General features: G+C 66.7%; 21 protein-coding genes. 11 read left to right on the top strand and 10 right to left on the bottom strand.

Features of this window, described 5'->3' with window-relative positions; genetic code table 11:
• The first annotated feature begins 31 nt into the window (after positions 1 to 31).
• The 8 genes from ACIGKL_RS02145 to ACIGKL_RS02110 are packed head-to-tail and all read left to right on the top strand — an operon-like array spanning position 32 to position 5985.
• A complete protein-coding gene (locus ACIGKL_RS02145) occupies positions 32 to 787 on the top strand; it encodes a heme ABC transporter permease (RefSeq protein WP_397485078.1) in 756 nt (251 codons plus the stop codon).
• Complete coding sequence (gene ccmD / locus ACIGKL_RS02140) at positions 784 to 960, top strand: heme exporter protein CcmD (RefSeq protein ID WP_397485077.1); 177 nt, start codon at positions 784 to 786, stop codon at positions 958 to 960. The genes ACIGKL_RS02145 and ccmD overlap by 4 nt, the downstream gene beginning before the upstream one ends.
• Entirely contained in the window at positions 957 to 1445 is a 489-nt protein-coding gene (gene ccmE / locus ACIGKL_RS02135) for a cytochrome c maturation protein CcmE (protein WP_397485076.1), read from the top strand. The genes ccmD and ccmE overlap by 4 nt, the downstream gene beginning before the upstream one ends.
• Positions 1442 to 3418: a heme lyase CcmF/NrfE family subunit gene (locus ACIGKL_RS02130; RefSeq protein WP_397485075.1), complete on the top strand. Its 1977-nt coding sequence runs from the start codon at positions 1442 to 1444 to the stop codon at positions 3416 to 3418. Before ccmE ends, ACIGKL_RS02130 begins: the two co-directional genes overlap by 4 nt.
• A complete protein-coding gene (locus tag ACIGKL_RS02125) occupies positions 3418 to 3972 on the top strand; it encodes a DsbE family thiol:disulfide interchange protein (RefSeq protein ID WP_397485074.1) in 555 nt (184 codons plus the stop codon). The genes ACIGKL_RS02130 and ACIGKL_RS02125 overlap by 1 nt, the downstream gene beginning before the upstream one ends.
• A complete protein-coding gene (locus tag ACIGKL_RS02120; protein ID WP_397485073.1) occupies positions 3969 to 4457 on the top strand; it encodes a cytochrome c-type biogenesis protein in 489 nt (162 codons plus the stop codon). The genes ACIGKL_RS02125 and ACIGKL_RS02120 overlap by 4 nt, the downstream gene beginning before the upstream one ends.
• Complete coding sequence (gene ccmI / locus ACIGKL_RS02115; RefSeq protein ID WP_397485072.1) at positions 4454 to 5665, top strand: c-type cytochrome biogenesis protein CcmI; 1212 nt, start codon at positions 4454 to 4456, stop codon at positions 5663 to 5665. The genes ACIGKL_RS02120 and ccmI overlap by 4 nt, the downstream gene beginning before the upstream one ends.
• The gene (locus ACIGKL_RS02110) at positions 5662 to 5985 is read left to right on the top strand and encodes a hypothetical protein (protein WP_397485070.1); all 324 of its coding nucleotides are present in this window, start codon (positions 5662 to 5664) and stop codon (positions 5983 to 5985) included. Before ccmI ends, ACIGKL_RS02110 begins: the two co-directional genes overlap by 4 nt.
• Before the next feature lie 75 nt (positions 5986 to 6060).
• Here ACIGKL_RS02110 and ACIGKL_RS02105 read toward each other — a convergent pair whose 3' ends face one another.
• From ACIGKL_RS02105 to gcl, 6 genes are all read right to left on the bottom strand, one after another.
• Positions 6061 to 6978: an urea transporter gene (locus ACIGKL_RS02105; protein WP_397485069.1), complete on the bottom strand. Its 918-nt coding sequence runs from the start codon at positions 6976 to 6978 to the stop codon at positions 6061 to 6063.
• Positions 6979 to 7188: 210 nt separating this feature from the next.
• On the bottom strand, positions 7189 to 8604 hold the full coding sequence (gene pyk, locus ACIGKL_RS02100; protein WP_397485068.1) for a pyruvate kinase: 1416 nt from the start codon (positions 8602 to 8604) through the stop codon (positions 7189 to 7191).
• Positions 8601 to 9875 (bottom strand): glycerate kinase, encoded by a 1275-nt coding sequence (locus ACIGKL_RS02095; protein ID WP_397485067.1) that lies wholly within the window; start codon positions 9873 to 9875, stop codon positions 8601 to 8603. The genes pyk and ACIGKL_RS02095 overlap by 4 nt, the downstream gene beginning before the upstream one ends.
• A 226-nt stretch (positions 9876 to 10101) precedes the next feature.
• Entirely contained in the window at positions 10102 to 10998 is an 897-nt protein-coding gene (locus ACIGKL_RS02090) for a 2-hydroxy-3-oxopropionate reductase (RefSeq protein WP_397485066.1), read from the bottom strand.
• A 13-nt stretch (positions 10999 to 11011) separates the two neighbouring features.
• A complete protein-coding gene (gene hyi, locus ACIGKL_RS02085) occupies positions 11012 to 11794 on the bottom strand; it encodes a hydroxypyruvate isomerase (RefSeq protein WP_074916055.1) in 783 nt (260 codons plus the stop codon).
• A 114-nt stretch (positions 11795 to 11908) separates the two neighbouring features.
• Complete coding sequence (gene gcl / locus ACIGKL_RS02080) at positions 11909 to 13684, bottom strand: glyoxylate carboligase (RefSeq protein WP_397485065.1); 1776 nt, start codon at positions 13682 to 13684, stop codon at positions 11909 to 11911.
• Between the two features lie 335 nt (positions 13685 to 14019).
• On the opposite strand from gcl, the gene ACIGKL_RS02075 reads away from it, so the two are divergent.
• Positions 14020 to 14454 (top strand): heme-binding protein, encoded by a 435-nt coding sequence (locus ACIGKL_RS02075; RefSeq protein ID WP_075748349.1) that lies wholly within the window; start codon positions 14020 to 14022, stop codon positions 14452 to 14454.
• Positions 14455 to 14567: 113 nt separating this feature from the next.
• Here the strand turns inward: ACIGKL_RS02075 and ACIGKL_RS02070 are convergent, their stop codons facing one another.
• On the bottom strand, positions 14568 to 15212 hold the full coding sequence (locus ACIGKL_RS02070; RefSeq protein WP_397485064.1) for a TetR/AcrR family transcriptional regulator: 645 nt from the start codon (positions 15210 to 15212) through the stop codon (positions 14568 to 14570).
• Positions 15213 to 15424: 212 nt separating this feature from the next.
• On the opposite strand from ACIGKL_RS02070, the gene moaA reads away from it, so the two are divergent.
• Together moaA and ACIGKL_RS02060 are read left to right on the top strand one after the other, a co-directional pair.
• Positions 15425 to 16420 (top strand): GTP 3',8-cyclase MoaA, encoded by a 996-nt coding sequence (moaA, locus tag ACIGKL_RS02065; protein WP_397485063.1) that lies wholly within the window; start codon positions 15425 to 15427, stop codon positions 16418 to 16420.
• A 43-nt stretch (positions 16421 to 16463) separates the two neighbouring features.
• Positions 16464 to 17303 carry a substrate-binding periplasmic protein gene (locus ACIGKL_RS02060; protein ID WP_397485062.1) on the top strand — a complete coding sequence of 280 codons (840 nt, stop codon included), beginning with the start codon at positions 16464 to 16466 and terminating at the stop codon, positions 17301 to 17303.
• 4 nt (positions 17304 to 17307) lie between these two features.
• On the opposite strand, the gene ACIGKL_RS02055 is transcribed toward ACIGKL_RS02060, so the two are convergent.
• The 3 genes from ACIGKL_RS02055 to ACIGKL_RS02045 all read right to left on the bottom strand — a co-directional run bounded on the left by ACIGKL_RS02055 (position 17308) and on the right by ACIGKL_RS02045 (position 21731).
• A complete protein-coding gene (locus ACIGKL_RS02055; protein WP_397485061.1) occupies positions 17308 to 18774 on the bottom strand; it encodes an NCS1 family nucleobase:cation symporter-1 in 1467 nt (488 codons plus the stop codon).
• Positions 18775 to 19291: 517 nt separating this feature from the next.
• Positions 19292 to 20152 carry an outer membrane protein OmpK gene (locus ACIGKL_RS02050; protein WP_397485060.1) on the bottom strand — a complete coding sequence of 287 codons (861 nt, stop codon included), beginning with the start codon at positions 20150 to 20152 and terminating at the stop codon, positions 19292 to 19294.
• A 76-nt stretch (positions 20153 to 20228) separates the two neighbouring features.
• Positions 20229 to 21731 carry a nucleobase:cation symporter-2 family protein gene (locus ACIGKL_RS02045; protein ID WP_397485059.1) on the bottom strand — a complete coding sequence of 501 codons (1503 nt, stop codon included), beginning with the start codon at positions 21729 to 21731 and terminating at the stop codon, positions 20229 to 20231.
• Positions 21732 to 21746: the final 15 nt, after the last annotated feature.

Below are 21746 nucleotides of genomic sequence, written 5' to 3'. Positions count from 1 at the left end.
TCCGGGCCAGGTTTGAATGATGAGTCGAGCGATGAACTGGACGTGGTTTCACAAGTGGGGTTCGCCCAAGTGGTTCTATGAGATCAGCGGCCGCTGGCTGCCCTGGCTGAGCGTCGCCGCCGTGCTGCTGATGGTCGCCGGACTGGTCTGGGGGCTGGCCTTCGCGCCGCCGGACTACCAGCAGGGCAACAGCTTCCGGATCATCTACATCCACGTGCCGGCCGCCTTCCTCGCTCAGTCGATCTACGTGATGCTGGCGGTCGCCGGCCTGGTCGGCCTGGTGTGGAAGATGAAGCTGGCCGACGTCGCCCTGCAGCAGGCCGCGCCCATCGGCGCCTGGATGACCGCCATCGCCCTGCTCACCGGCGCCATCTGGGGCAAGCCGACCTGGGGCACCTACTGGGTGTGGGACGCGCGCCTGACCTCGATGCTGATCCTGCTGTTCCTCTACTTCGGCGTGATCGCCCTGGGCAACGCCATCAGCAACCGCGACAGCGCGGCCAAGGCCTGCGCGGTGCTGGCCATAGTCGGGGTGGTCAATATCCCGATCATCAAGTACTCGGTGGAGTGGTGGAACTCGCTGCACCAGACCGCCACCTTCAAGATCACCGAGAAGCCGGCCATGCCGGTGGAGATGTGGCTGCCGCTGCTGCTCGCCGTGCTCGGCTTCTACTGTTTCTTCGGCGCCGTGCTGCTCTACCGCATGCGCACCGAGGTGCTCAAGCGCGAGGCGCGCAGCAGTTGGGTGAAAGCCGAGGTCGAATCCCTGGTGGAGGGCAAGGCATGAATTTTTCCTCCTTCGCCGAGTTTCTCGCCATGGGCAGCCATGGCGCCTACGTGTGGAGCGCCTACGGCATCAGCCTGGCGGTGCTGGCGCTGAATGTGGCGTTGCCGATCCTGGCGCGCCGCCGTTACCTGCAAGACGAGGCGCGCCGTTTGCGCCGGGAGAAGTCGAAGTGAATCCGGTCCGCAAGAAACGTCTGTACATCGTCCTGGCCATCCTCTGCGGCGTCAGCATCGCCGTGGCCCTGGCGCTGACCGCGCTGCAGGAGAACATCAACCTGTTCTACACCCCGACCCAGATCGCCGAGGGCGAGGCGCCGCTCGATACCCGCATCCGCGCCGGCGGGCTGGTGGAGGAGGGCTCGGTGAAGCGCTCGCCGGACAGCCTGGAGGTGGACTTCGTGGTCACCGACGGCGCCAAGGGCATCACCATCCGCTACCAGGGCATCCTCCCCGACCTGTTCCGCGAGGGTCAGGGCATCGTCGCCCTGGGCAAGGTCAACGAGCAGGGCGTGCTGGTGGCCGACGAGGTGCTGGCCAAGCACGACGAGAACTACATGCCGCCGGAAGTGATGCAGGCGCTGGAAAAGAGCGGCATGAAGCAGCAGCACGACGCCGCCACCGCCGGCAAACAGGCCTACCAGCAGGAGAGTGCGCAATGATCCCCGAACTCGGCCATCTGGCGATGATCCTGGCGCTGTGCCTGTGCCTGGTGCAGGCCACGCTGCCGCTGATCGGCGCCTGGCGCGGCGACCACCAGTGGATGAGCCTGGCGCAGCCGGCCGCCTGGGGCCAGTTCGCCTTCCTGCTGTTTTCCTTTATCTGCCTGACCTACGCCTTCATGGTCGACGACTTCTCCGTCGCCTACGTGGCCAGCAACTCCAACAGCGCGCTGCCCTGGTATTACAAGTTCAGCGCCGTATGGGGCGCCCACGAGGGCTCGCTGCTGCTGTGGGCGCTGATCCTGGCCGGCTGGACCTTCGCCGTGGCGATCTTCTCCCGCCACCTGCCGGAAGAGATGCTGGCCCGCGTGCTGGCGGTGATGGGCATGATCAGCATCGGCTTCCTGCTGTTTCTGATCGTCACCTCCAACCCCTTCGAGCGTCTGCTGCCGAATGCGCCGATGGACGGCCGCGACCTCAACCCGCTGCTGCAGGACTTCGGCCTGATCGTCCATCCGCCGATGCTGTACATGGGCTACGTCGGCTTCTCGGTGGCCTTCGCCTTCGCCATCGCCGCCTTGCTCGGCGGCAAGCTGGACGCCGCCTGGGCGCGCTGGTCGCGGCCCTGGACCATAGTCGCCTGGGCCTTCCTCGGCATCGGCATCGCCCTCGGCTCCTGGTGGGCCTACTACGAGCTGGGCTGGGGCGGCTGGTGGTTCTGGGACCCGGTGGAGAACGCCTCCTTTATGCCCTGGCTGGTCGGGACGGCCTTGATCCATTCGCTGGCGGTGACCGAGAAACGCGGCGTGTTCAAGAGCTGGACCGTGCTGCTGGCCATCGCCGCCTTCTCCCTCAGCCTGCTCGGTACCTTCCTGGTGCGTTCCGGGGTGCTGACCTCGGTGCATGCCTTCGCCACCGACCCGGAGCGCGGCGTGTTCATCCTCGCCTTCCTGCTGCTGGTGGTGGGCGGCTCGCTGGCGCTGTTCGCCCTGCGCGCGCCGGTGGTACGCAGCCAGGTCGGCTTCGGCCTGTGGTCGCGCGAGACGCTGCTGCTGGTCAACAACATCGTGCTGGTGGTGGCCGCGGCGATGATCCTGCTCGGCACCCTCTACCCGCTGGTGCTCGACGCACTGACCGGGGCCAAGCTGTCGGTCGGCCCGCCTTACTTCAACGCGCTGTTCGTGCCGCTGATGGCGCTGCTGATGGCGGTGATCAGCGTCGGCGTGCTGGTGCGCTGGAAGGACACCCCGCTGCACTGGCTGGGGCGCATGCTGGCGCCGGTACTGGTGGCCAGCGTGGTGCTGGCGCTGCTCGCCACCTTCGTCCACGGCGACTTCCACTGGGCGGTGCTCGCCGTGTGCCTGCTGGCGGCCTGGGTGGTGTTGGCCGGCGCCCGCGACATCCTCGACAAGACCCGCCACAAGGGCCTGCTCAAGGGCTTGCCGAGCCTCGGTCGCAGCTACTGGGGGATGCAGATGGCGCATTTCGGTTTCGCGGTGTGCGCCCTCGGCGTGGTGCTGACCAGCCTGGGTAGCTACGAGCGCGACCTGCGCATGGCGCCGGGCGATTCGGTGGAACTCGGCGGTTATCGCTTCCAGTTCGACGGTGCGGTGCACCATGAGGGGCCCAACTTCATCTCCGACAAGGGCACGGTGCGGGTGTTCGACGGCGAGCGGCAGATCAAGGTGCTGCACCCGGAGAAGCGTCTGTACACCGTGCAGCAGGCGACCATGACCGAGGCGGGCATCGACGCCGGCTTCACCCGCGACCTCTTCGTCGCCCTCGGCGAGCCGCTGGAGCAGGGCGCCTGGGCGGTGCGCGTGCACATCAAACCCTTCGTCCGCTGGATCTGGCTGGGCGCGCTGCTGATGGGCTTCGGCGGCTTCCTCGCTGCCAGCGATTCGCGTTACCGGATCAAGGTGCGCACCCGCGTGCGCGAGGCGCTCGGCATGGCGGGGCAAGGAGCGAACTGATGAGTACATACATGCGTGTAGTTTTTGTCGCTTTTATCGCCGGTATTCTGGGTTCGTTTGCATATATCTCTTGGCTGCAGATGCAGAAGGAAGACATTACCGAGTTGCCCTCTCCATTGATCGGCAAGCCCTTTCCGGCGTTCAGCCTGCCGTCGCTGGACGATCCGGCGCGCATCCTGACTCAGGAGGACCTCAAGGGCAAACCGGCGCTGGTCAACGTCTGGGCCACCTGGTGCCCGGCCTGCCGCCACGAGCACCCCGTGCTGAACAAGCTGGCCGAGGCCGGCGTGGTGATCCACGGGGTCAACTACAAGGACGAACGCGAGCCGGCGCAGAAATGGCTGCGCGACCTGCACAACCCCTACCAGCTCAATATCGAGGACGCCAAGGGCAGCCTCGGTCTCGATCTGGGCGTCTACGGCGCGCCGGAAACCTTCTTCGTCGATGCCCAGGGCATCATCCGCCACAAGTTTGTCGGCACCATCGACGAGCGTGTCTGGCGCGAGAAGCTGGCGCCGATCTACCACCAGTTGGTCGACGAGGTGCAGCCATGAAGCGCCTACTCACCAGTGCCGCGCTGGCGCTCGGTCTGCTGACCAGTGCCCAGGCCGCCATCGACACCTTCGAGTTCGCCAACGAGGCGGAGCGCCAGCGCTACCGCAACCTGATCGAAGAACTGCGCTGCCCCAAGTGCCAGAACCAGAACATCGCCGATTCCGACGCGCCGATCGCCATGGACCTGCGCCGCGAGATCTTCCGCATGCTGGAGGAGGGCAAGAGCAACGACGAGATCATCGACTTCCTGGTCTCGCGCTACGGCGACTTCGTGCTCTATAACCCGCCCGTCACCGGACGCACCCTGCTGCTCTGGTACGGCCCGGCCGGCCTGCTGCTGATCGGCTTCGGCGTGCTCGGGGCCATCGTCCTGCGCCGCCGCAAGCAGCAGAAGGCGCGCCCGGCCGCCGGCCTCTCCGCCGATGAGCAGCAGCGCCTCGCCGCGCTGCTCGAGCAAAACTCTCAGGACAAGAAAGACCCATGATCGATTTCTGGTTGCCCGCCGGGTTGCTGCTGTTGACCGCCCTGGCGTTTCTGCTGATCCCGGTGTTGCGCATTCGCAAGCTGCAGGCCGAGGAAGACCGCACCGCCCTCAACGTCACCCTCTACCAGGAGCGCCTGCAGGAGCTGGAAACCCAGCGCCAGGCCGGCGTGCTCGACGATGCCCAGCTGGAGGCCGGCCGCGCCGAGGCCGCGCGCGAACTGTTGGCCGACACCGAAGGCGTGCAGCGCCGCAGCGGCGTGCTCGGCGGCAGGATTCCGCTGCTGGCGGCCTTGCTGGTACCGCTGCTGGGCGTCGGCCTGTATCTGCACTGGGGCGCCCTGGCTCAGGTCGAGCAGACCCGTCTGCTGGCCGCGCAGCAGCCGCAGAGCATCGAGGAAATGACCGCGCGCCTGGAACAGTCGCTCAAGGCCAACCCGGAGTCGGCCGAGGCCTGGTACTTCCTCGGCCGCACCTATATGGCCCAGGAGCGCGCGGCCGATGCGGCCAAGGCCTTCGAACAGGCGGCGAAGCTGGCCGGCCGGGCGCCGGAGCTGCTCGGCCAGTGGGCGCAGGCGCTGTATTTCGCCGGCGGCAAGCAGTGGAACGACCAGTTGCAGGCGCTCACCGACGAGGCGCTGAAGGCCGACCCGCAAGAGGTGACCAGCCTCGGCCTGCTCGGTATCGCCGCCTACGAGAGCCAGCGTTACGCCGATGCGGTGCGCTACTGGGAGCGGCTGGTGGCGGTGCTGCCGGAGCAGGACCCGTCGCGCGCGGCGATCGCCGGCGGCATCGAACGCGCCCGTCAGCAGATCGGCGCGGGCGAGCAGCCCAGCGCCGCTGCCGAGCCGGGCGCCAAGGTGCATGCCCTGGAAGTCAGCGTGGCGCTGTCGCCCGAGGTGCAGGCGCAGGTCAAGCCGGACGACAGCGTGTTCGTCTTCGCCCGCGCCCTGAGCGGCCCGCCCATGCCCCTGGCGGTCAAGCGCCTGAAGGTCGCCGACCTGCCGGCGCAGGTCAGCCTGTCCGACGTGGATGCGATGATGCCCGAGCTCAAGCTGTCCGGCTTTGCCCAGGTACAGCTGGTGGCGCGGGTATCGCGCGAGGGCAATGCCACCCGTGGCGAGTGGATCGGCCAGCGCGGGCCGGTGTCGAACACTGCGCGCGACACCCAGGCGCTGCTGATCGACAGCCGCGACGGCCAGGCGCAATGAAGCGCCTGGCGCTGCTCGGCGTACTCAGCCTGGGTCTGGTCGGTTGCGCCGTGCAGCCGAGTGCGCCGGTCGGCTCGCTGCCGCCGGTGCAGCAGCCGTCCCACCCGCGCTACGCGCCGCCGCCGGGCGTGGCCAGCCACTGGAGCCCGGCGCTGGGCGTCTACGTGGTCGAGGGCGCACGCGACCTCTACTACCGCGAGCGCATCTTCTACCGCTGGGCCAGCGGTTGGAGCTGGTCGCCGCAGCCCGGCGGGCCCTGGCGCGCCACCGACAGCAGCGGCATCCCGCCGGGGCTCTACCGGCATTACCAGAGCCGCTGAGTCGGCTTCTCCGCTCGACGCACGGCGCCCCAGGGCGCCGTTTTGCGTACTGGGCATCGGCCTGGCCGAGACTGTTCAGGGGTGGCGCCGCGGCGCGCTGTCCTTCACCGCCTGACGCCAGCGTTGCACGCTGGCCTTGACCAGCCAGCAGGCGAGGATAAAGGGCATGGTCAGCGCCGGTATTTCCAGAGCGGCGAAACCCGGTTGCAGCAGCAGGGCCAGCAGCAGGCCGCACAGCGGCGCGAGGGGGTTGCGCTGCACCTGGGCCAACGCGATGGCGGCGAGGCTGGCGTTGTAGCCATGGAGTCCGGCCAGGGCGCCGTCGCTGGGCCAGCCCTGCAGCAGGGCGAGGGCGAAGCCGGCGCTCGAACCCAGCACGGCCCACAGCGCGGCGCGGCGGTCGGCCAGCAGCAGGCCGAGTAGCAGGGCGAGGCCGGCCAGCGGCGCGTCGAGGAAGATCACCTGGCCCAGGCCGCGCAGCACCGCCAGCAGCAGTTCCACGCCAATCAGCTCGGGCGTGGCGGGCGCTGCCGCTGGCGCCGCCGGCGGCAGGCCCAGCGGGGCGGCCAGGGCCAGCAGCGCCCAGCCCAGCACGACGAACGGGAAGGTGAAGGCCGGCAGCCAGCCATGCTGACGCATGCGCCGCATCCAGGGGGCCAGCAGCAGGCTGGAGAGCCCGGCGCTGGCGACGATCAGCAGCGGCAGCAGCGGCGTCCAGGCCAGTTTCAGGCTGAGCAGCAGGCCGAGCAGGATGCCGTTGTAGCCGTACAGGCCGATGGCGATATCCGCCTGCGGGTAGCCGCGGCGCTGCGCCACCAGCATCGAGGCCAGGCCGCCGAGCAGCGCGCCGCCGAGCAGGTCGGGTGCGCCGAGCACAATCGCCAGCAGCACCAGCAGGCCGCAACCGGGGTGCTGCTGCAGGAAGATCTGGGCGAAGCCGCAAAGCAGGGCGCGTAGGCCCTGCAGGGCGTGCTGGGAAGAGAGAGGCGACATGCTGGACTCGAAACAAAAAGAGGCGCCCGATGGGCGCCTGCAAACTGGTTATGCCCGCGGGGGCTCGGGGAGCGCGTTCTTCCTGGATTCATTCGCGGCTGAAGCCGCTCCCACAAGGCCGCGTGTAGTGCGGATTAAGTCGGGGAAACAGGGGGATTTCCCCGGATTTCATCCGGGCTACGGTGCTTTATTGCGTTGGGCGCCGCAGGCTCAATGCAGGGTTTCGATCCTCAGGCTGTTGGTGCTGCCGGGCTGGCCGAAGGGTTCGCCGGCGGTGATCACCACGGTGTCGCCGCGCTGGGCCATGCCCTGGGCCTGGGCGATCTCCAGCGCGGTGCTGGTGACTTCCTCGACCTTGTGCAGGCGCTCGTTGACCACCGAGTAGATGCCCCAGGCCACGGTCAGGCGGCGCGCGGTGGTCAGGCTCGGGGTCAGGCTGAGGATCGGCGCCTTGGGCCGCTCGCGCGAGGCGCGCAGGCTGGAGCTGCCGGATTCCGTGTAGTTGACCAATGCCGCCACCGGCAGGATCGCGCTGATGCGGCGAATGGCGCAGCTGATGGCATCGCTGGCGGTGGCCTCGGCCTGCGGGCGGCCGACGTCGAGCTGGCTCTGGTAGTCCGGGCCGTTCTCCACCTGGCGGATGATCTTGCTCATCATCTGCACGGTTTCCAGCGGGTAGTCGCCGGAGGCGGTCTCGGCCGACAGCATCACCGCATCGGCGCCTTCGGCCACGGCGTTGGCCACGTCGGTGACCTCGGCGCGGGTCGGCGCCGGGGAGAAGCGCATGGATTCGAGCATCTGCGTGGCGACGACCACCGGGCGACCGAGCTGGCGGCAGGTGCGCACGATGTCCTTCTGAATGCGCGGCACGTTCTCGGCCGGCACTTCCACGCCCAGATCGCCGCGGGCGACCATGATGGCGTCGCACAGCTTGGCGATTTCTTCCAGGTGGGTCACCGCCGAGGGCTTTTCGATCTTGGCCATCAGGAAGGCTTTGCCGCCGATCAGCTCGCGCGCTTCGACGATGTCTTCCGGGCGTTGCACGAAGGACAGCGCTACCCAGTCCACGCCCAGCTCCAGGCCGAAGGCCAGGTCGCGGCGATCCTTCTCGGTCAGCGGCGATAGTTGCAGCACCGCCTCGGGAACGTTGACGCCCTTGCGGTCGGACAGCTCGCCGCCGGCGATCACCTCGGTGATCACCGCATCGGCCTGCTTGGCGGTCACTTTCAGGCGCAGGCGGCCGTCGTCCAGCAGCAGGCTCATGCCCGGCTGCAGGGCTTCGATGATTTCCGGGTGGGGCAGGTTGACCCGGCTGGCGTCGCCGGGCGTGGCGTCCAGATCCAGGCGCAGGCTCTGGCCGTTGACCAGTTGCACCTTGCCGCCTGCGAAGCGGCCGACGCGCAGCTTCGGCCCCTGCAGGTCCATAAGGATGCCGATCGGCTGGCCCAGCTCGCGCTCCACCTCACGCACCCACTGGTAGCGCTGGGCGTGATCGGCGTGCTCGCCGTGGCTGAAGTTGAGGCGGAACAGGTTGACCCCGGCTTCCACCAGCTGGCGGATATGCGCGGCGTCGCGGATCGCCGGCCCGAGGGTGGCGAGGATCTTCACTTTCTTGTCGGCGTTCATTGGGCAGGGCTCTCAAGGATCAGAATGGCGCGGAAATCGTTGACGTTAGTACGGGTCGGCCCGGTGACGATCAGCTCGTCGAGGGCGGCGAAGTAGCCGTAGCCGTTGTTGTTGTCCAGCTCGTCGCGGGCGGACAGGCCCTTGATGCCGGCACGGGCATGACTGTAGGGCGTCATGATGGCGCCGGCGTTGTCTTCGGAGCCGTCGATGCCGTCGGTGTCGCCGGCCAGCGCGTAGACGCCGGGCAGGCCCTTGAGGCTGTCGGTGAGGCTGAGGAGGAATTCGGCGTTGCGCCCGCCGCGACCGTTGCCGCGCACGGTGACGGTGGTTTCGCCGCCGGAGAGGATCACGCACGGCGGCTTGATCGGCTGGCCATGCAACTGCACCTGGCGAGCGATGCCGGCATGCACCTTGGCCACGTCGCGCGACTCGCCTTCCAGGTCGCCGAGAATCAGCACCGGCAGCCCGGCCTCCTGGGCCTTGGCAGCAGCGGCGTCGAGCGATTGCTGCGGCGTGGCGATCAGCTGGAAGTGGCTGCGGGCGAGCACCGGGTCGCCCGGCTTGACCGTCTCCGAGCGCGGGTCCTGCAGCCAGGCGCGTACGTTGGCCGGGATGTCGATGGCGTAGCGGGCGAGAATCGCCAGGGCTTCGGCCGAGGTGGTCGGGTCGCCCACGGTGGGGCCGGAGGCGATCACCGTGGCCTCGTCGCCGGGCACGTCGGAGATGGCGTAGGTGTAGACCGTGGCCGGCCAGCAGGCCTTGGCCAGGCGGCCGCCCTTGATCGCCGAGAGGTGCTTGCGCACGCAGTTCATCTCGCCGATGGTGGCGCCGGATTTGAGCAGCGCCTTGTTGATCGCCTGCTTGTCCTTAAGGCTGATGCCCTCGGCCGGCAGCGCCAGCAGCGAGGAGCCGCCGCCAGAGAGGAGGAAGATCACCCGGTCGTCTTCGGAGAGGTTCGACACCAGCTCCAGCACGCGGCGAGCGACGCGCTCACCGGCGTCGTCCGGCACCGGATGGGCGGCTTCCACCACTTCGATCTTTTGGCAGTCGGCGCCGTGCTCGTAGCGGGTCACCACCAGGCCGCTGACCTCGCCTTGCCATTCCTGCTCGATCACCTCGGCCATGGCCGCGGCGGCCTTGCCGGCGCCGATGACGATGACGCGACCGCTGCGGTCGGCGGGCAGGTGGTCGGCCAACACCTGGCGCGGATGCGCGGCGGCGATGGCGGTGGCGAACAGGTCGCGCAGCAGGCGTTGCGGATCGAAGGTCATGGCGGTGTTCTCTTGTTCTGGGGTGACGCTGGATCGATTCCAGTCCGCAGGCGCCGCGTGGCAGCGCCTGGGGAGTGGAATCGACCGACCTGGCAATCGGGCCGTGACACCTCCTGCCAGGAAGGTCGAAAGGGTGGGCGAAGGGTTCAGAGGATCTGTGGGAGGGGCTTTAGCCGCGACAGTCGCCGCTAAAGCGCCTCCCACAAGGTGTGTTTCTGAACTGGCCTCAGGCCTTTTCGCCGCGGATATTGAAGTTGGCCATATGCTCCAGACCCTTGATCAGGCCAGAGTGATCCCAACCGCTGCCGCCGAGGGCCGCGCAGGTGCTGAACACTTGCTGGGCGTTGGCGGTGTTGGGCAGGTTCAGGCCCAGCTCGCGCGCGCCGGACAGCGCCAGGTTGAGGTCCTTCTGGTGCAGGCTGATGCGGAAGCCCGGATCGAAGGTGCCCTTGATCATGCGCTCGCCGTGCACTTCGAGGATCTTCGAGCCGGCGAAGCCGCCCATCAGCGCTTCACGCACCTTGGCCGGGTCGGCGCCGTTCTTGGCGGCGAACAGCAGGGCTTCGGCTACTGCCTGGATGTTCAGCGCGACGATGATCTGGTTGGCCACCTTGGCGGTCTGGCCGTCGCCGTTGCCGCCGACGCGGGTGATGTTCTTGCCCATGGCCTGGAACAGCGGCAGGGCGCGTTCGAAGGCGTTCGGGCAGCCACCGACCATGATCGACAGGGTCGCGGCCTTGGCACCGACTTCGCCACCGGACACCGGGGCGTCCAGGTAGGCGGCGCCGGTGGCCTTGATCTTCTCGGCGAAGGCCTTGGTCGCGGTGGGGGAGATCGAGCTCATGTCGATCACCACCTTGCCGGCGCCGACGCCCTGGGCGATGCCGTTGTCACGGAACAGCACGTCTTCGACCTGCGGGGTGTCCGGGACCATGACGATGATGAATTCGGCTTCCTGGGCCACTTCCTTCGGGTTGGCCAGGGCGATGCCGTTGTCGCCCAGCAGGTCGGCCGGCGCCTTGTCGAAGTGCTCGGAGAAGAACAGGGTGTGGCCGGCCTTCTGCAGGTTCTGCGCCATGGGCTTGCCCATGATGCCGGTGCCGATAAATCCGATTTTAGCCATGAGTAGAGTCTCCTCAGATTGCGTTGTGCGCTTTCATCCAGCCGAGGCCGGCAGCGGTGGTGGTTGCCGGCTTGTATTCACAGCCGATCCAGCCCTGGTAGCCGATGCGATCCAGGTGCTCGAAGAGGAAGCGGTAGTTGATCTCGCCGGTGCCCGGCTCGTTGCGGCCCGGGTTGTCGGCCAGCTGCACGTGGTTGATGGCGGCCAGGTTGCTCTCAACCGTGCGGGCCAGGTCACCTTCCATGATCTGCATGTGGTAGATGTCGTACTGCAGGTACAGATTGGTGCTACCGACCTTGTCGCGGATGTCCAGGGCCTGCTTGGTGGTGCTGAGGTAGAAGCCGGGAATATCGCGGGTGTTGATGGCTTCCATCACCAGGCGAATACCGGCGCCAGCCAGCTTGTCAGCGGCGTAGCGCAGGTTGTCGACGAAAGTCTTCTCGACGGTCGCGCAGTCCAGGCCCTGCGGGCGGATGCCGGCCAGGCAGTTGATCTGCTTGTTACCCAGCACCTTGGCGTAGGCGATGGCCTTGTCGACGCCGGCGCGGAATTCCTCGACGCGATCCGGATGGCAGGCGATGCCGCGCTCGCCCTTGCCCCAGTCACCGGCGGGCAGGTTGAACAACACCTGTTCCAGCTTGTTGGCGTCCAGGCGGGCCTTGATCTCTTCCACCGCGAAGTCATAGGGGAAGAGGTATTCCACGCCGCTGAAACCGGCTTCGGCGGCGGCGGCGAAACGGTCCAGGAAGTCCACTTCGGTGAACAGCATGGACAGGTTGGCAGCAAAACGGGGCATGGTGTGCTCCTTGTCGTAGCCCGGATTCAATCCGGGGCGGTGTTGCGGTCTTCCCGGATTGCATCCGGGCTACGTCGTGGTGGCCGGGTGCGCGTGGCGCACCCGGCGGACGGATCAATCCAGCAGCGAGATGGCGGTCGGTGCGTCGACGCCGCGCTCGGCCAGTTCCTCGAACTCGTTGATCGCGTTGATCTCGGTGCCCATGGAGATGTTGGTGACGCGCTCCAGGATGATCTCCACCACCACCGGCACGCGGTGCTCGGCCATCAGGCGCTTGGCTTCGGCGAAGGCGTTCTGCAGCTCGTTCGGGTCGAACACGCGGATCGCCTTGCAGCCCAGGCCCTCGACCACGGCGACGTGATCGACGCCGTAACCGTTGAGCTCCGGTGCGTTGATGTTCTCGAACGCCAGCTGCACGCAGTAATCGATGTCGAAGCCGCGCTGCGCCTGACGGATCAGGCCCAGGTAGGAGTTGTTCACCAGCACGTGGATGTACGGCAGGTTGAACTGCGCGCCGACGGCCAGCTCCTCGATCATGAACTGGAAGTCATAGTCGCCGGACAGGGCCACGACCTGACGCTGCGGGTCAGCCTTGACCACGCCAAGGGCCGCCGGAATGGTCCAGCCCAGCGGGCCGGCCTGGCCGCAGTTGATCCAGTGGCGCGGCTTGTACACATGCAGGAACTGCGCGCCGGCGATCTGCGACAGACCGATGGTGCTGACGTAGCAGGTGTCCTTGCCGAAGGCTTCGTTCATTTCCTCGTAGACGCGCTGCGGCTTGGCCGGCACGTTGTCGAAGTGGGTCTTGCGCTGCAGGGTGCGCTTGCGCTCGCGGCAGGCTTCGACCCAGGCGCTGCGGTCCTTCAGCTTGCCAGCGGCCTGCCACTCGCGGGCGACTTCGAGGAAGGCGTCCAGCGCGGCGCCGGCGTCGGAAGCGATACCCAGGTCCGGGTTGAACACGCGGCCGATCTGGGTCGGTTCGATGTCGACGTGGATGAACTTGCGGCCCTCGGTGTAGACGTCGACCGAGCCGGTGTGGCGGTTGGCCCAGCGGTTGCCGATACCGAACACCAGGTCGGAGGCGAGCAGGGTGGCGTTACCGTAGCGGTGCGAAGTCTGCAGGCCGACCATGCCGACCATCAGCTTGTGGTCGTCGGGGATTGCGCCCCAGCCCATCAGGGTCGGCACCACCGGTACGCCGGTCAGCTCGGCGAATTCCACCAGCTTGTCTTGCGCATCGGCGTTGAAGATGCCGCCACCGGCGACCAGCAGCGGGCGCTCGGCCTCGTTGAGCATGGCGATGGCCTTCTCGGCCTGGATGCGGCTGGTGCTCGGCTTGGCCACCGGCAACGGCTCGTAGGCGTCGATATCGAACTCGATCTCGGCCATCTGCACGTCGAACGGCAGGTCGATCAGCACCGGGCCGGGGCGGCCGCTGCGCATTTCATGGAAGGCACGCTGGAAGGCGCGCGGCACCTGGCCGGGCTCCATCACGGTGGTGGCCCACTTGGTCACCGGACCGACGATGCTGGTGATGTCGACAGCCTGGAAATCTTCCTTGTGCATGCGCGCACGCGGCGCCTGGCCGGTGATGCACAGAATCGGGATGGAGTCGGCGGACGCCGAGTACAGGCCGGTGACCATATCGGTGCCGGCCGGGCCGGAGGTGCCGATGCACACGCCGATATTGCCGGCATTGGTGCGGGTGTAGCCCTCGGCCATGTGCGAAGCGCCTTCGACGTGACGGGCCAGGACGTGATCGATGCCACCGAGTTTCTTCAGTGCGGCATACAGGGGGTTGATGGCAGCGCCGGGGACGCCGAACGCGGTATCGACGCCTTCGCGGCGCATCACCAGTACGGCTGCCTCGATTGCTCTCATTCTGGCCATAATCTTGTGCCTCTTTTGTTATCAGATTGTATACAAAACACCTGGCTCGGATTCTATGCAGGCCATGACTTCGCGGTCAACAATTTTTCCGATGCAGTCTGTCGCCTGGGCCAATTTCTTTTGAAACGCCCGTTTGACGGGGTTGGTAGTACAGGTGAAGAGGTGTGTCGCACTAACTGTATACAATAAAAAATAATATTGTATGTAGTGGTTGAATTTTTTGTTTCTGGTGGGATAGTGAGGGCGAGCTTTGGATTGCCCGCGGCTGTCGGCATGCGCAGTGCCGGCCTCGCTCCGGGCGTTTCGTTCCCTTCGTCACTTCAGGAGTCATCCGCATGAGCCACTTGAACCTGCAAACCGCCAACGCCATCGGTAACCGCGCGCTGGCCGTGGGCCGCGAGATAAAGGCGGCGCCGCTGACCGTCGCCGTACTGGATGCCGGCGGGCATCTGATCTGCCTGCAGCGCGAGGACGGCGCCAGCCTGCTGCGCCCGCAGATCGCCATCGGCAAGGCCTGGGGCGCGCTGGCCCTGGGCAAGGGCTCGCGCCTGATCGCCGCCGACGCGCAGCAGCGCCCGGCCTTTATCGGGGCGGTGAACAACCTGGCCCAGGGCAGCCTGGTGCCGGCGCCGGGTGGCGTGCTGATCCGCGACGAGCGCGGCGAAGTGATCGGCGCCGTCGGCATCACCGGCGACACCTCGGATATCGACGAGCAGTGTGCGGTCAGTGCGCTGGAGTCGCTGGGGCTGAAGGCGGATGCGGGGGCGTAGGGAGGCGGGCTTCGTAGGGTGTGCCGTGCGCACCGAGTTTACGACACGGATGTTCGGGAAGACCTGGTGCGCACAGCGCACCCTACGGGATCGGCGTATGCCGCGGATTCGAGTTAGGCGCTGGTAACCAACTCGGAAGCCGTGGACGGCGCCGGGGCCACTTCGCAGCCCTTGAGCACCAGGCGGATGATGGTCTGCGCCGCGGCTTCGTAGTCGGCATCGTCCAGGCTGGCCTTGCCGGTGACGGTGGAGATTTGCCAGTCGAAGTCGGCATAGGTCTGGGTCGCGGCCCAGATGCTGAACAGCAGGTGGTGCGGATCGACCTGCGCCATCAGGCCCTGGTCGACCCAGCGCTGGATGCAGGCAATGTTGTGCTTGGCCTGGGCATTGAGCTGTTCGGTCTGCTCCGGCGACAGGTGCGGTGCGCCGTGCATGATCTCGCTGGCGAATACCTTGGAGGCGTAAGGCAGCTCGCGGGAGATGCGGATCTTCGAGCGGATGTAGGCGGTCAGCACCTCGCCCGGGTGGCCCGCCTGGTTGAACGGCGCGGAGGCGGCCAGCAGCGGCTCGATGATGCTTTCCAACACCTCGCGGTAGAGGTTTTCCTTGGACTTGAAGTAGTAATAGACGTTGGGCTTGGGCAGGCCTGCCTTGGCCGCAATGTCGCTGGTCTTGGTGGCGGCGAAGCCCTTGTCGGCGAACTCTTCGCTGGCCGCGCGCAGGATCAGCTCTTTGTTACGTTCGCGAATGCTGGTCATATGGCCCTGTGATCTGCTCTGCCGCCGGGCGGCGGTCGGGCATGGTAGCACCGGCCTTGCGCGGGGCTCAAGCCAGCGGCCACGGGCCGCACAGCGGCTATCTGACCCATGGGTCAAATTCCTGTATACAAAATTTCGCTTTTCTGTTTCTATCGCTGTCGGCGATATCCATAACAAAAAGTCTCGGCGCGCGACGCTGCAGGAGACCGGCTGTGCACACGACCCAACTCGTCGACCCTTTCGGCCGGCGCATCACCTACCTGCGGCTGTCGGTCACCGACCGCTGCGACTTTCGCTGCACCTACTGCATGAGCGAGGACATGATCTTCGCCCCGCGCCAGCAGATTCTCAGCCTGGAAGAACTCTACGCCGTGGCCGACGCCTTTATCGGTCTCGGCGTGCGCCGCGTGCGCATCACCGGCGGCGAACCGCTGGTGCGCAAGAATCTGCTGAGCCTGCTGCAGCGCCTGGGCGCGCGCGCGGAGCTGGACGACCTGGCGATCACCACCAACGGCACGCAGTTGGCCGAGCTGGCGCCGCAGCTGCGCGCGGCCGGCGTGCGCCGCCTGAACGTCAGCCTGGATTCGCTCAAACGCGAGCGTTTCGCCGCCTTCACCCGGCGCGACAAGCTCGACCAGGTGCTGGCCGGCATCGACGCGGCGCGCGCCGTCGGCTTCGACAGGATCAAGCTCAACAGCGTGGTGCAGCGCGGGCGCAACGACGACGAGGTGCTCGATCTGCTCGAGTTCGCCACCGCCCGCGGCCTGGACATCAGCTTTATCGAGGAAATGCCGCTGGGCAGCGTGGTCAGTCACAGGCGCGAGCAGACCTTCTGCTCCAGCGACGAGGTGCGCGCGCGCATCGAGCAGCGCCATGCGCTGGTGCGCAGCAGCCAGGTCACCGGCGGGCCGTCGCGTTACTGGCAGGTGGTCGGCAGCGAGACGCGGGTCGGTTTTATCTCGCCGCACAGCCACAACTTCTGCGGCGACTGCAACCGCGTGCGGGTCACCGCCGAAGGCAAGCTGGTGCTCTGCCTCGGCCACGACAACGCGCTGGACCTCAAGCGCCTGCTGCGCGCCCACCCCGGCGACGGCGCGCGCCTGCGTCAGGCGCTGATCGAGGCGCTGCGCCTGAAACCCGAGCGGCACCACTTCGCCAGCGACGAGCAGGTGCAGGTGGTGCGCTTTATGAGCATGACCGGCGGCTGAGCCGCCTGACCGGATTCCCAGAACAACAATAAGGAGGCTTGCAATGAAGCCCGTACCACTGTGCCTGTTTTCCACCCTTTTGCTGACGCCTGCTGCCCTGGCGCAAACCTATGTGGTCGGCGTCGAGGACCTGCCGTTCGCCCCGCACTATAGCCTCGACGCCCAGGGCGACTACCGCGGTTTCGCCCGCGAGGTGCTGGATGCCTTCGCCGCCGACAGCGGTATCAGCCTGAGTTACAAGGCGCTGCCGGTGGAGCAGTTGCTGCCGGCGCTGCGTCGCGGCGAGATCGATTTCAAGTACCCGGACAGCCCGCACTGGGCGCAGGCGCAGAAGGCCGGCATGACCCTGCACTACAGCCAGGCGGTGGTCGATTACGTCGACGGCGTGCTGGTGGCGCCGCAGCGCCAGGGCCAGGCGCTGGAGGGCATCGCTCGCCTGGCCATGGTGCAGGGCTGGACGCCGCGCGGTTACGAGCAGCGCATCGACAGCGGACAGATCCGCCTGAGCTACAGCGACGATCTGCGCCAGATGATTCGCCAGGCGCTGAAGCAGGACACCGATGGCGCCTACTTCAACGTGGTGGTGGCGACCCATTACCTCGACAACATCCGCGCCCGCCCCGGCGCCCTGGTGTTCGACCCCAAGCTGCCGCACACCCGCGGCAGCTTCCATCTGTCGAGCGCTCGCCAGCCCGCGCTGATCGCGCGCTTCGACCGTTTTCTCGGCGAGCGCGCGGCGCAGGTCGCGGCGCTGAAGGACAAGCACCGGGTCGAGGCCAATCTGGACAGCGAGTACATCGGCCTGGAGCAGTGGAAGGTGGACTTTCTCGAACGCCAGAAAGCCAAAGCCGGCGCACGGGCGCCGGCTTCGTCCACCCCGTGAGGCTTCAGACGACAGCGCTGGCGCGCTTCAGCGCCTGGGCCTGACCACGCATCAGCCCGTAGTGCAGGGCCGCGCCGAGCAGCGCGCCGAAGATCCAGGCGTAGCCGGACAGCTGGCTCAGGCCCGGGGTCCATACCGAGGCGACGGAGAACACCGAGGCCACGGCGAAGGCGATCAGCGCCTTGCGGTTCCAGCCGCCGTCGAAGTAGTAGGCCGAACCGACCTCGGCGCTGAACAGCTGCTGCAGGTCGAGCTTGCCGCGGCGCACCAGGTAGTAGTCGGCGACGATGATGCCGTACAGCGGGGCCAGCACGGCGCCCAAGGTGTCGACGAAGGCGGCGATGCCGACATTGCTGATGAAGGCCACCCACAGCGCGCCGATGAAGAAGGCGATGGCCGCGGTGATGAAACCTCCGGTGCGTGCGCTGATATGCGCCGGCGCCAGGTTGGCCAGGTCGTAGGCCGGCGGGATGAAGTTGGCCACCAGGTTGATGCCCACGGTGGCGGCGAAGAAGGTCAGCGCGGCAATGATGGTCAGGCTCAGGTTGTCCACCCGCGCGACGATGTCGGTGGGGTTGGTCAGCGTCTCGCCGAACACCACCACGGTGCCAGCGGTGATCACCAGGGCGATCAGCGAGAAGATCGCCAGGCTCACCGGCAGGCCGAGGAAGTTGCCGATGGTCATCTGCTTCTCGCTTTTGACGAAGCGGGCGAAGTCGCCGTAGTTGATCACCACCGCGGCGAAGTAGGCGACCATGGTGCCGACCACGGCGAAGAAGGCGGCCACCGGGCCGGCGGCATACTCGCCGCTGCCGTCGAAGATGTTGCCCAGCTCGCCGAGCAGGCTGGGGCCGGCCTGGTACCAGATCATCGCCATCAGCGCGATCATCACCACGTAGACCAGTGGCCCGGCCCAGTTGAGGAACTTGGTGATCCAGTCGATGCCACGGATGAACAGCGCCACCTGGAACACGCAGACGATCAGGTAGGACAGCCAGCCGATGGCGGTCATGCCGAGGAAGGTGGCCGGTGCCTCGGGCTGCAGCAGCGAGTTGAGCAGCAGCGCCACCGCGGTGGAGGCGAAGTAGGTCTGCACGCCGTACCAGAAGATCGCGACTATGCCGCGCACCAGGGCCGGGAAGTTGGCGCCGCGCACGCCCATGCTGGCACGGGCGAACACCGGGAAGGGAATGCCGTACTTCACGCTCGGCTTGCCGGTCAGCTGCACCAGGCCCATGACGATGAAGCCGGCGAGGACGATGCCGGCCAGCACCGCCCAGCCGTTGAGCCCGTAGGAAATGAACAGGGTGGCGGCCAGGGTGTAGCCGAACAGGCTCTGGATGTCGTTGGACCAGACGTTGAAGATCTCGAACCAGCCCCATTTGCGTTTCTCCGGGGCGAGCGGGGCGAGGTCCTCGTTGTGCAGCGAGGTATCGATGTGCTTGATGCGGAATTCTTCGGCGTTGGACATGGACAGCTCCCAATGTTGTTCTTGCGCCTTGGCGGCGTATGAGGAGATTTGTCTGCAGGTTCCGTTCCGTTTTTGTGGACGCTGCTCGGCCGATCTTGTGTATACAGCCGTTTCGGCAAAATTTCAGAAGGAACCTGATTGCCTTGTACACATAAAATACGCCGCTGAATATGGCTTTCTGACAAATTGCACACAAAAATAGTGTTTTTTGTGTGCAAAAACTTGACCTTGTGGTCAATTGTGTGGTTGCAAGTAGTTGATGGAGAAGCCGGATAGGACGGCCAGATCCTGCACCGATGCGGTGCCGGGGCTGGTGCGCAGCGCCCGGTTGGTGCGCTGGTTGAAGCCGCTTCGATAGCGGCAGTGCGTGCGTGGAGCGGGCAACATCCGTAGGGTGCGCCATGCGCACCAGGCATTTATCGATCCAAAGAAAAAGGGGGAAGGGCGCAAGGCCCATCCCCCTTTTTACCCGGCCGCCGTCCCTACCCGACGTCGGCCAAGTGCGGTGCGGCAGCGGTCAGAAGTGGTACTTGACCAGTGCCTGGACGGCGGTCTGGTCGAAGCCGTCGGTGGAACCGTCCACCGGCTTCACGCCGTACTTGTTGTGCCACATGTTCACTTCGGTGCCGACGTAGAGCTGGCGCTCCTTGCCGAACAGCGCCTTGCCGGCGTCCCACTTGACCTGGATCGAGGAGCCCACCGAGGTCTGGGTGCCGGCGTCGCTGGACGGCGAGCGCCAGTCGACGAAACCGTCGACGACGAAATCCTGCTCGCCCAGGCTGAAGGGGTAGGCGGCGGAGACGGTCAGCTGAGTGGCGTAGCCGTTGCTGTCGCTGTCGGCGAAGAAGGTGTGGTTGTTGATCTTCACCCGGTACAGGTTGGTCTTGAAGAAGGCGAAGCCGGGCACGTCCCAGTCCAGGCCGACGCCGTACAGGTAGTTCTCCGGGCCGGGGCCGCCTTCACCCTTCTCGTAGGTGAAGGCGGCGTAGACGTCCTTGATCGGGCCGGCGGCCAGCTTCTGCCCGGTCAGCCAGCTCAGGCTGACGCGCGGGGAGAACTCCATGTAGTAGAAGGAATCCTTGTCGTGCTGGCGGAAGGTGCCGTTGTCGAAGCTGCCGCGCGACTGCACGTTGTCGGCGCGGATGTAGTCGAGGAAGTAGAACACGTCGCCCCAGGCCCAGCCGCTGGCGTGCTCGAAGGTGAAGGTGGTCTGGGTGCGCTGCTCCTCGCCATTGAAGTTCATGCGCTGGAAATTTTCGCCGTAGAGGTAGGACAGGCTGTTGTCCTGCCAGTAGAGCAGGTCGCCGGCGAGCGCCTGCTGGCCGGAGAACAGTCCGGCGGAGAGGGCGAGGCAGTGAGGCAGATGCTTGAGTTTCATGGGTTTTCCTTATTGTTGGAGTGCAAGCGGGTGGCTCCCGGCGGCGCGCCGCCGGGAGGGGAAGCGAGGTTGGCGGTCAGCTCGGTCGCGCGTCCGGGGTCAGGTCGCGGCTGAGGGTCTTGAGGCTGCCGTCGTCGACGGCCTCGTCGTCCTGGCGGTTCTGCAGCACGGTGTGCAGGTGCGCCTCGGGGTCGTAGTCGTCTTCCTCGACCTCGTGGGTCTCGTCGGGCAGGAAGATGTTCAGCACGATGGCGCTGAAGGCGCCGATGGTGATCGGCGAGCCGAAGATGTTCTTCAGCACGTCGGGCATGTGCGACAGCACGTCCGGCACGCCGGCCACGCCCAGGCCCAGGCCCAGGGAGATGGCCACGATCAGCACGTTGCGGCGGTGCAGGCCGGCTTCGCTGAGGATCTTGATGCCGGCCACGGCGACGGTGCCGAACATGATCAGGGTGGCGCCGCCGAGCACCGGCTTGGGCATCAGCTGCAGCACCGCGCCGACCACCGGGAACAGGCCGAGCAGCACCAGGATGCCGGCGATGTAGAAACCCACGTGGCGGCTGGCCACGCCGGTGAGCTGGATCACCCCGTTGTTCTGGCTGAAGGTGGTCATCGGCAGGCTGTTGAACATGGCGGCGACCGCCGAGTTGCAGCCGTCGGCCAGCACCCCGGACTTGATCCGGCGCATGTACAGCGGGCCCTTGACCGGCTGCTTGGAGATGATCGAGTTGGCGGTCAGGTCGCCGGCGGTTTCCAGCGGGGTGATCAGGAAGATCACCGCGATCGGCACGAAGGCGATCCAGTCGAAGCCGAAGCCGTACTTGAACGGCTGCGGCACGCTGATCAGCGGCACTTCGGCCATGTTGGCGAAGTCCACCCGGCCGGTGAACCAGGCCACCGCGAAGCCGAGCGTCAGGCCGATGATCACCGCCGACAGGCGCAGCACCTGCGAGGAGGCGCGGTTGAGCAGGACGATGGTGCCCAGCACCAGGCCGCCGAGGGCCAGGTGATGCAGGGCGCCGAGGTCCGGCGCGCCGTAGCCGCCGGCCAGGTCGGTCATGCCCACCTTGATCAGCGACAGGCCCATCAGGCAGATGATGGTGCCGGTGACCACCGGGGTGATCACCTTGCGCAGCTTGTTGATGAACTGGCTGAAGGCGATCTCGACGAAGGCGGCGCAGAAGCAGATGCCGAACAGCGTGGCGAGTATCTCCTCCTCGCTGGCGCCGCGGCCCTTGACGATGAAGCCGGCGCTGAGCACCACGCTGAGAAAGCCGAAGCTGGTGCCCTGCAGGCACAGCAGGCCGGAGCCGATCGGGCCGATGCGCTTGGCCTGGACGAAGGTGCCGAGGCCGGAGACGAACAGCGCCATGCTCACCAGGTAGGGCACGTGGGCGCCGAGGCCGAGGGCGCTGCCGACGATCAGGGTGGGGGTGATGATGCCGACGAAGCTGGCCAGCACATGCTGCAGCGCCGCGAAGATGGCAGGGGCGAAGGCTGGGGTGTCGTCCAGCTGGTAGATCAGGTCGCTGTTGCCGGACGGCGCAGCTGGGGCTTGGGTGTTGCGGTCTGTGGTCATGTCATAGCCTGCCAG

This window comes from Pseudomonas sp. NPDC077186 (assembly GCF_044543505.1).
Lineage (GTDB): Bacteria > Pseudomonadota > Gammaproteobacteria > Pseudomonadales > Pseudomonadaceae > Aquipseudomonas.
This window is presented reverse-complemented; position numbering and strand designations above follow the sequence as displayed.

Bases quoted from the DNA above. Each gene is read 5' to 3' on its own strand.
- hyi (WP_074916055.1), bottom strand. From the start codon at position 11,794: ATGCCCCGTTTTGCTGCCAACCTGTCCATGCTGTTCACCGAAGTGGAC.
- ccmD (WP_397485077.1), top strand. From the start codon at position 784: ATGAATTTTTCCTCCTTCGCCGAGTTTCTCGCCATGGGCAGCCATGGC.
- ccmI (WP_397485072.1), top strand. From the start codon at position 4,454: ATGATCGATTTCTGGTTGCCCGCCGGGTTGCTGCTGTTGACCGCCCTG.
- ACIGKL_RS02075 (WP_075748349.1), top strand. From the start codon at position 14,020: ATGAGCCACTTGAACCTGCAAACCGCCAACGCCATCGGTAACCGCGCG.
- ACIGKL_RS02130 (WP_397485075.1), top strand. From the start codon at position 1,442: ATGATCCCCGAACTCGGCCATCTGGCGATGATCCTGGCGCTGTGCCTG.
- pyk (WP_397485068.1), bottom strand. From the start codon at position 8,604: ATGAACGCCGACAAGAAAGTGAAGATCCTCGCCACCCTCGGGCCGGCG.
- ACIGKL_RS02090 (WP_397485066.1), bottom strand. From the start codon at position 10,998: ATGGCTAAAATCGGATTTATCGGCACCGGCATCATGGGCAAGCCCATG.
- ACIGKL_RS02095 (WP_397485067.1), bottom strand. From the start codon at position 9,875: ATGACCTTCGATCCGCAACGCCTGCTGCGCGACCTGTTCGCCACCGCC.
- ACIGKL_RS02110 (WP_397485070.1), top strand. From the start codon at position 5,662: ATGAAGCGCCTGGCGCTGCTCGGCGTACTCAGCCTGGGTCTGGTCGGT.
- ACIGKL_RS02055 (WP_397485061.1), bottom strand. From the start codon at position 18,774: ATGTCCAACGCCGAAGAATTCCGCATCAAGCACATCGATACCTCGCTG.
- gcl (WP_397485065.1), bottom strand. From the start codon at position 13,684: ATGGCCAGAATGAGAGCAATCGAGGCAGCCGTACTGGTGATGCGCCGC.
- ACIGKL_RS02045 (WP_397485059.1), bottom strand. From the start codon at position 21,731: ATGACCACAGACCGCAACACCCAAGCCCCAGCTGCGCCGTCCGGCAAC.
- ACIGKL_RS02105 (WP_397485069.1), bottom strand. From the start codon at position 6,978: ATGTCGCCTCTCTCTTCCCAGCACGCCCTGCAGGGCCTACGCGCCCTG.
- ACIGKL_RS02125 (WP_397485074.1), top strand. From the start codon at position 3,418: ATGAGTACATACATGCGTGTAGTTTTTGTCGCTTTTATCGCCGGTATT.
- ACIGKL_RS02070 (WP_397485064.1), bottom strand. From the start codon at position 15,212: ATGACCAGCATTCGCGAACGTAACAAAGAGCTGATCCTGCGCGCGGCC.
- ACIGKL_RS02060 (WP_397485062.1), top strand. From the start codon at position 16,464: ATGAAGCCCGTACCACTGTGCCTGTTTTCCACCCTTTTGCTGACGCCT.
- ACIGKL_RS02145 (WP_397485078.1), top strand. From the start codon at position 32: ATGAACTGGACGTGGTTTCACAAGTGGGGTTCGCCCAAGTGGTTCTAT.
- ACIGKL_RS02120 (WP_397485073.1), top strand. From the start codon at position 3,969: ATGAAGCGCCTACTCACCAGTGCCGCGCTGGCGCTCGGTCTGCTGACC.
- ACIGKL_RS02050 (WP_397485060.1), bottom strand. From the start codon at position 20,152: ATGAAACTCAAGCATCTGCCTCACTGCCTCGCCCTCTCCGCCGGACTG.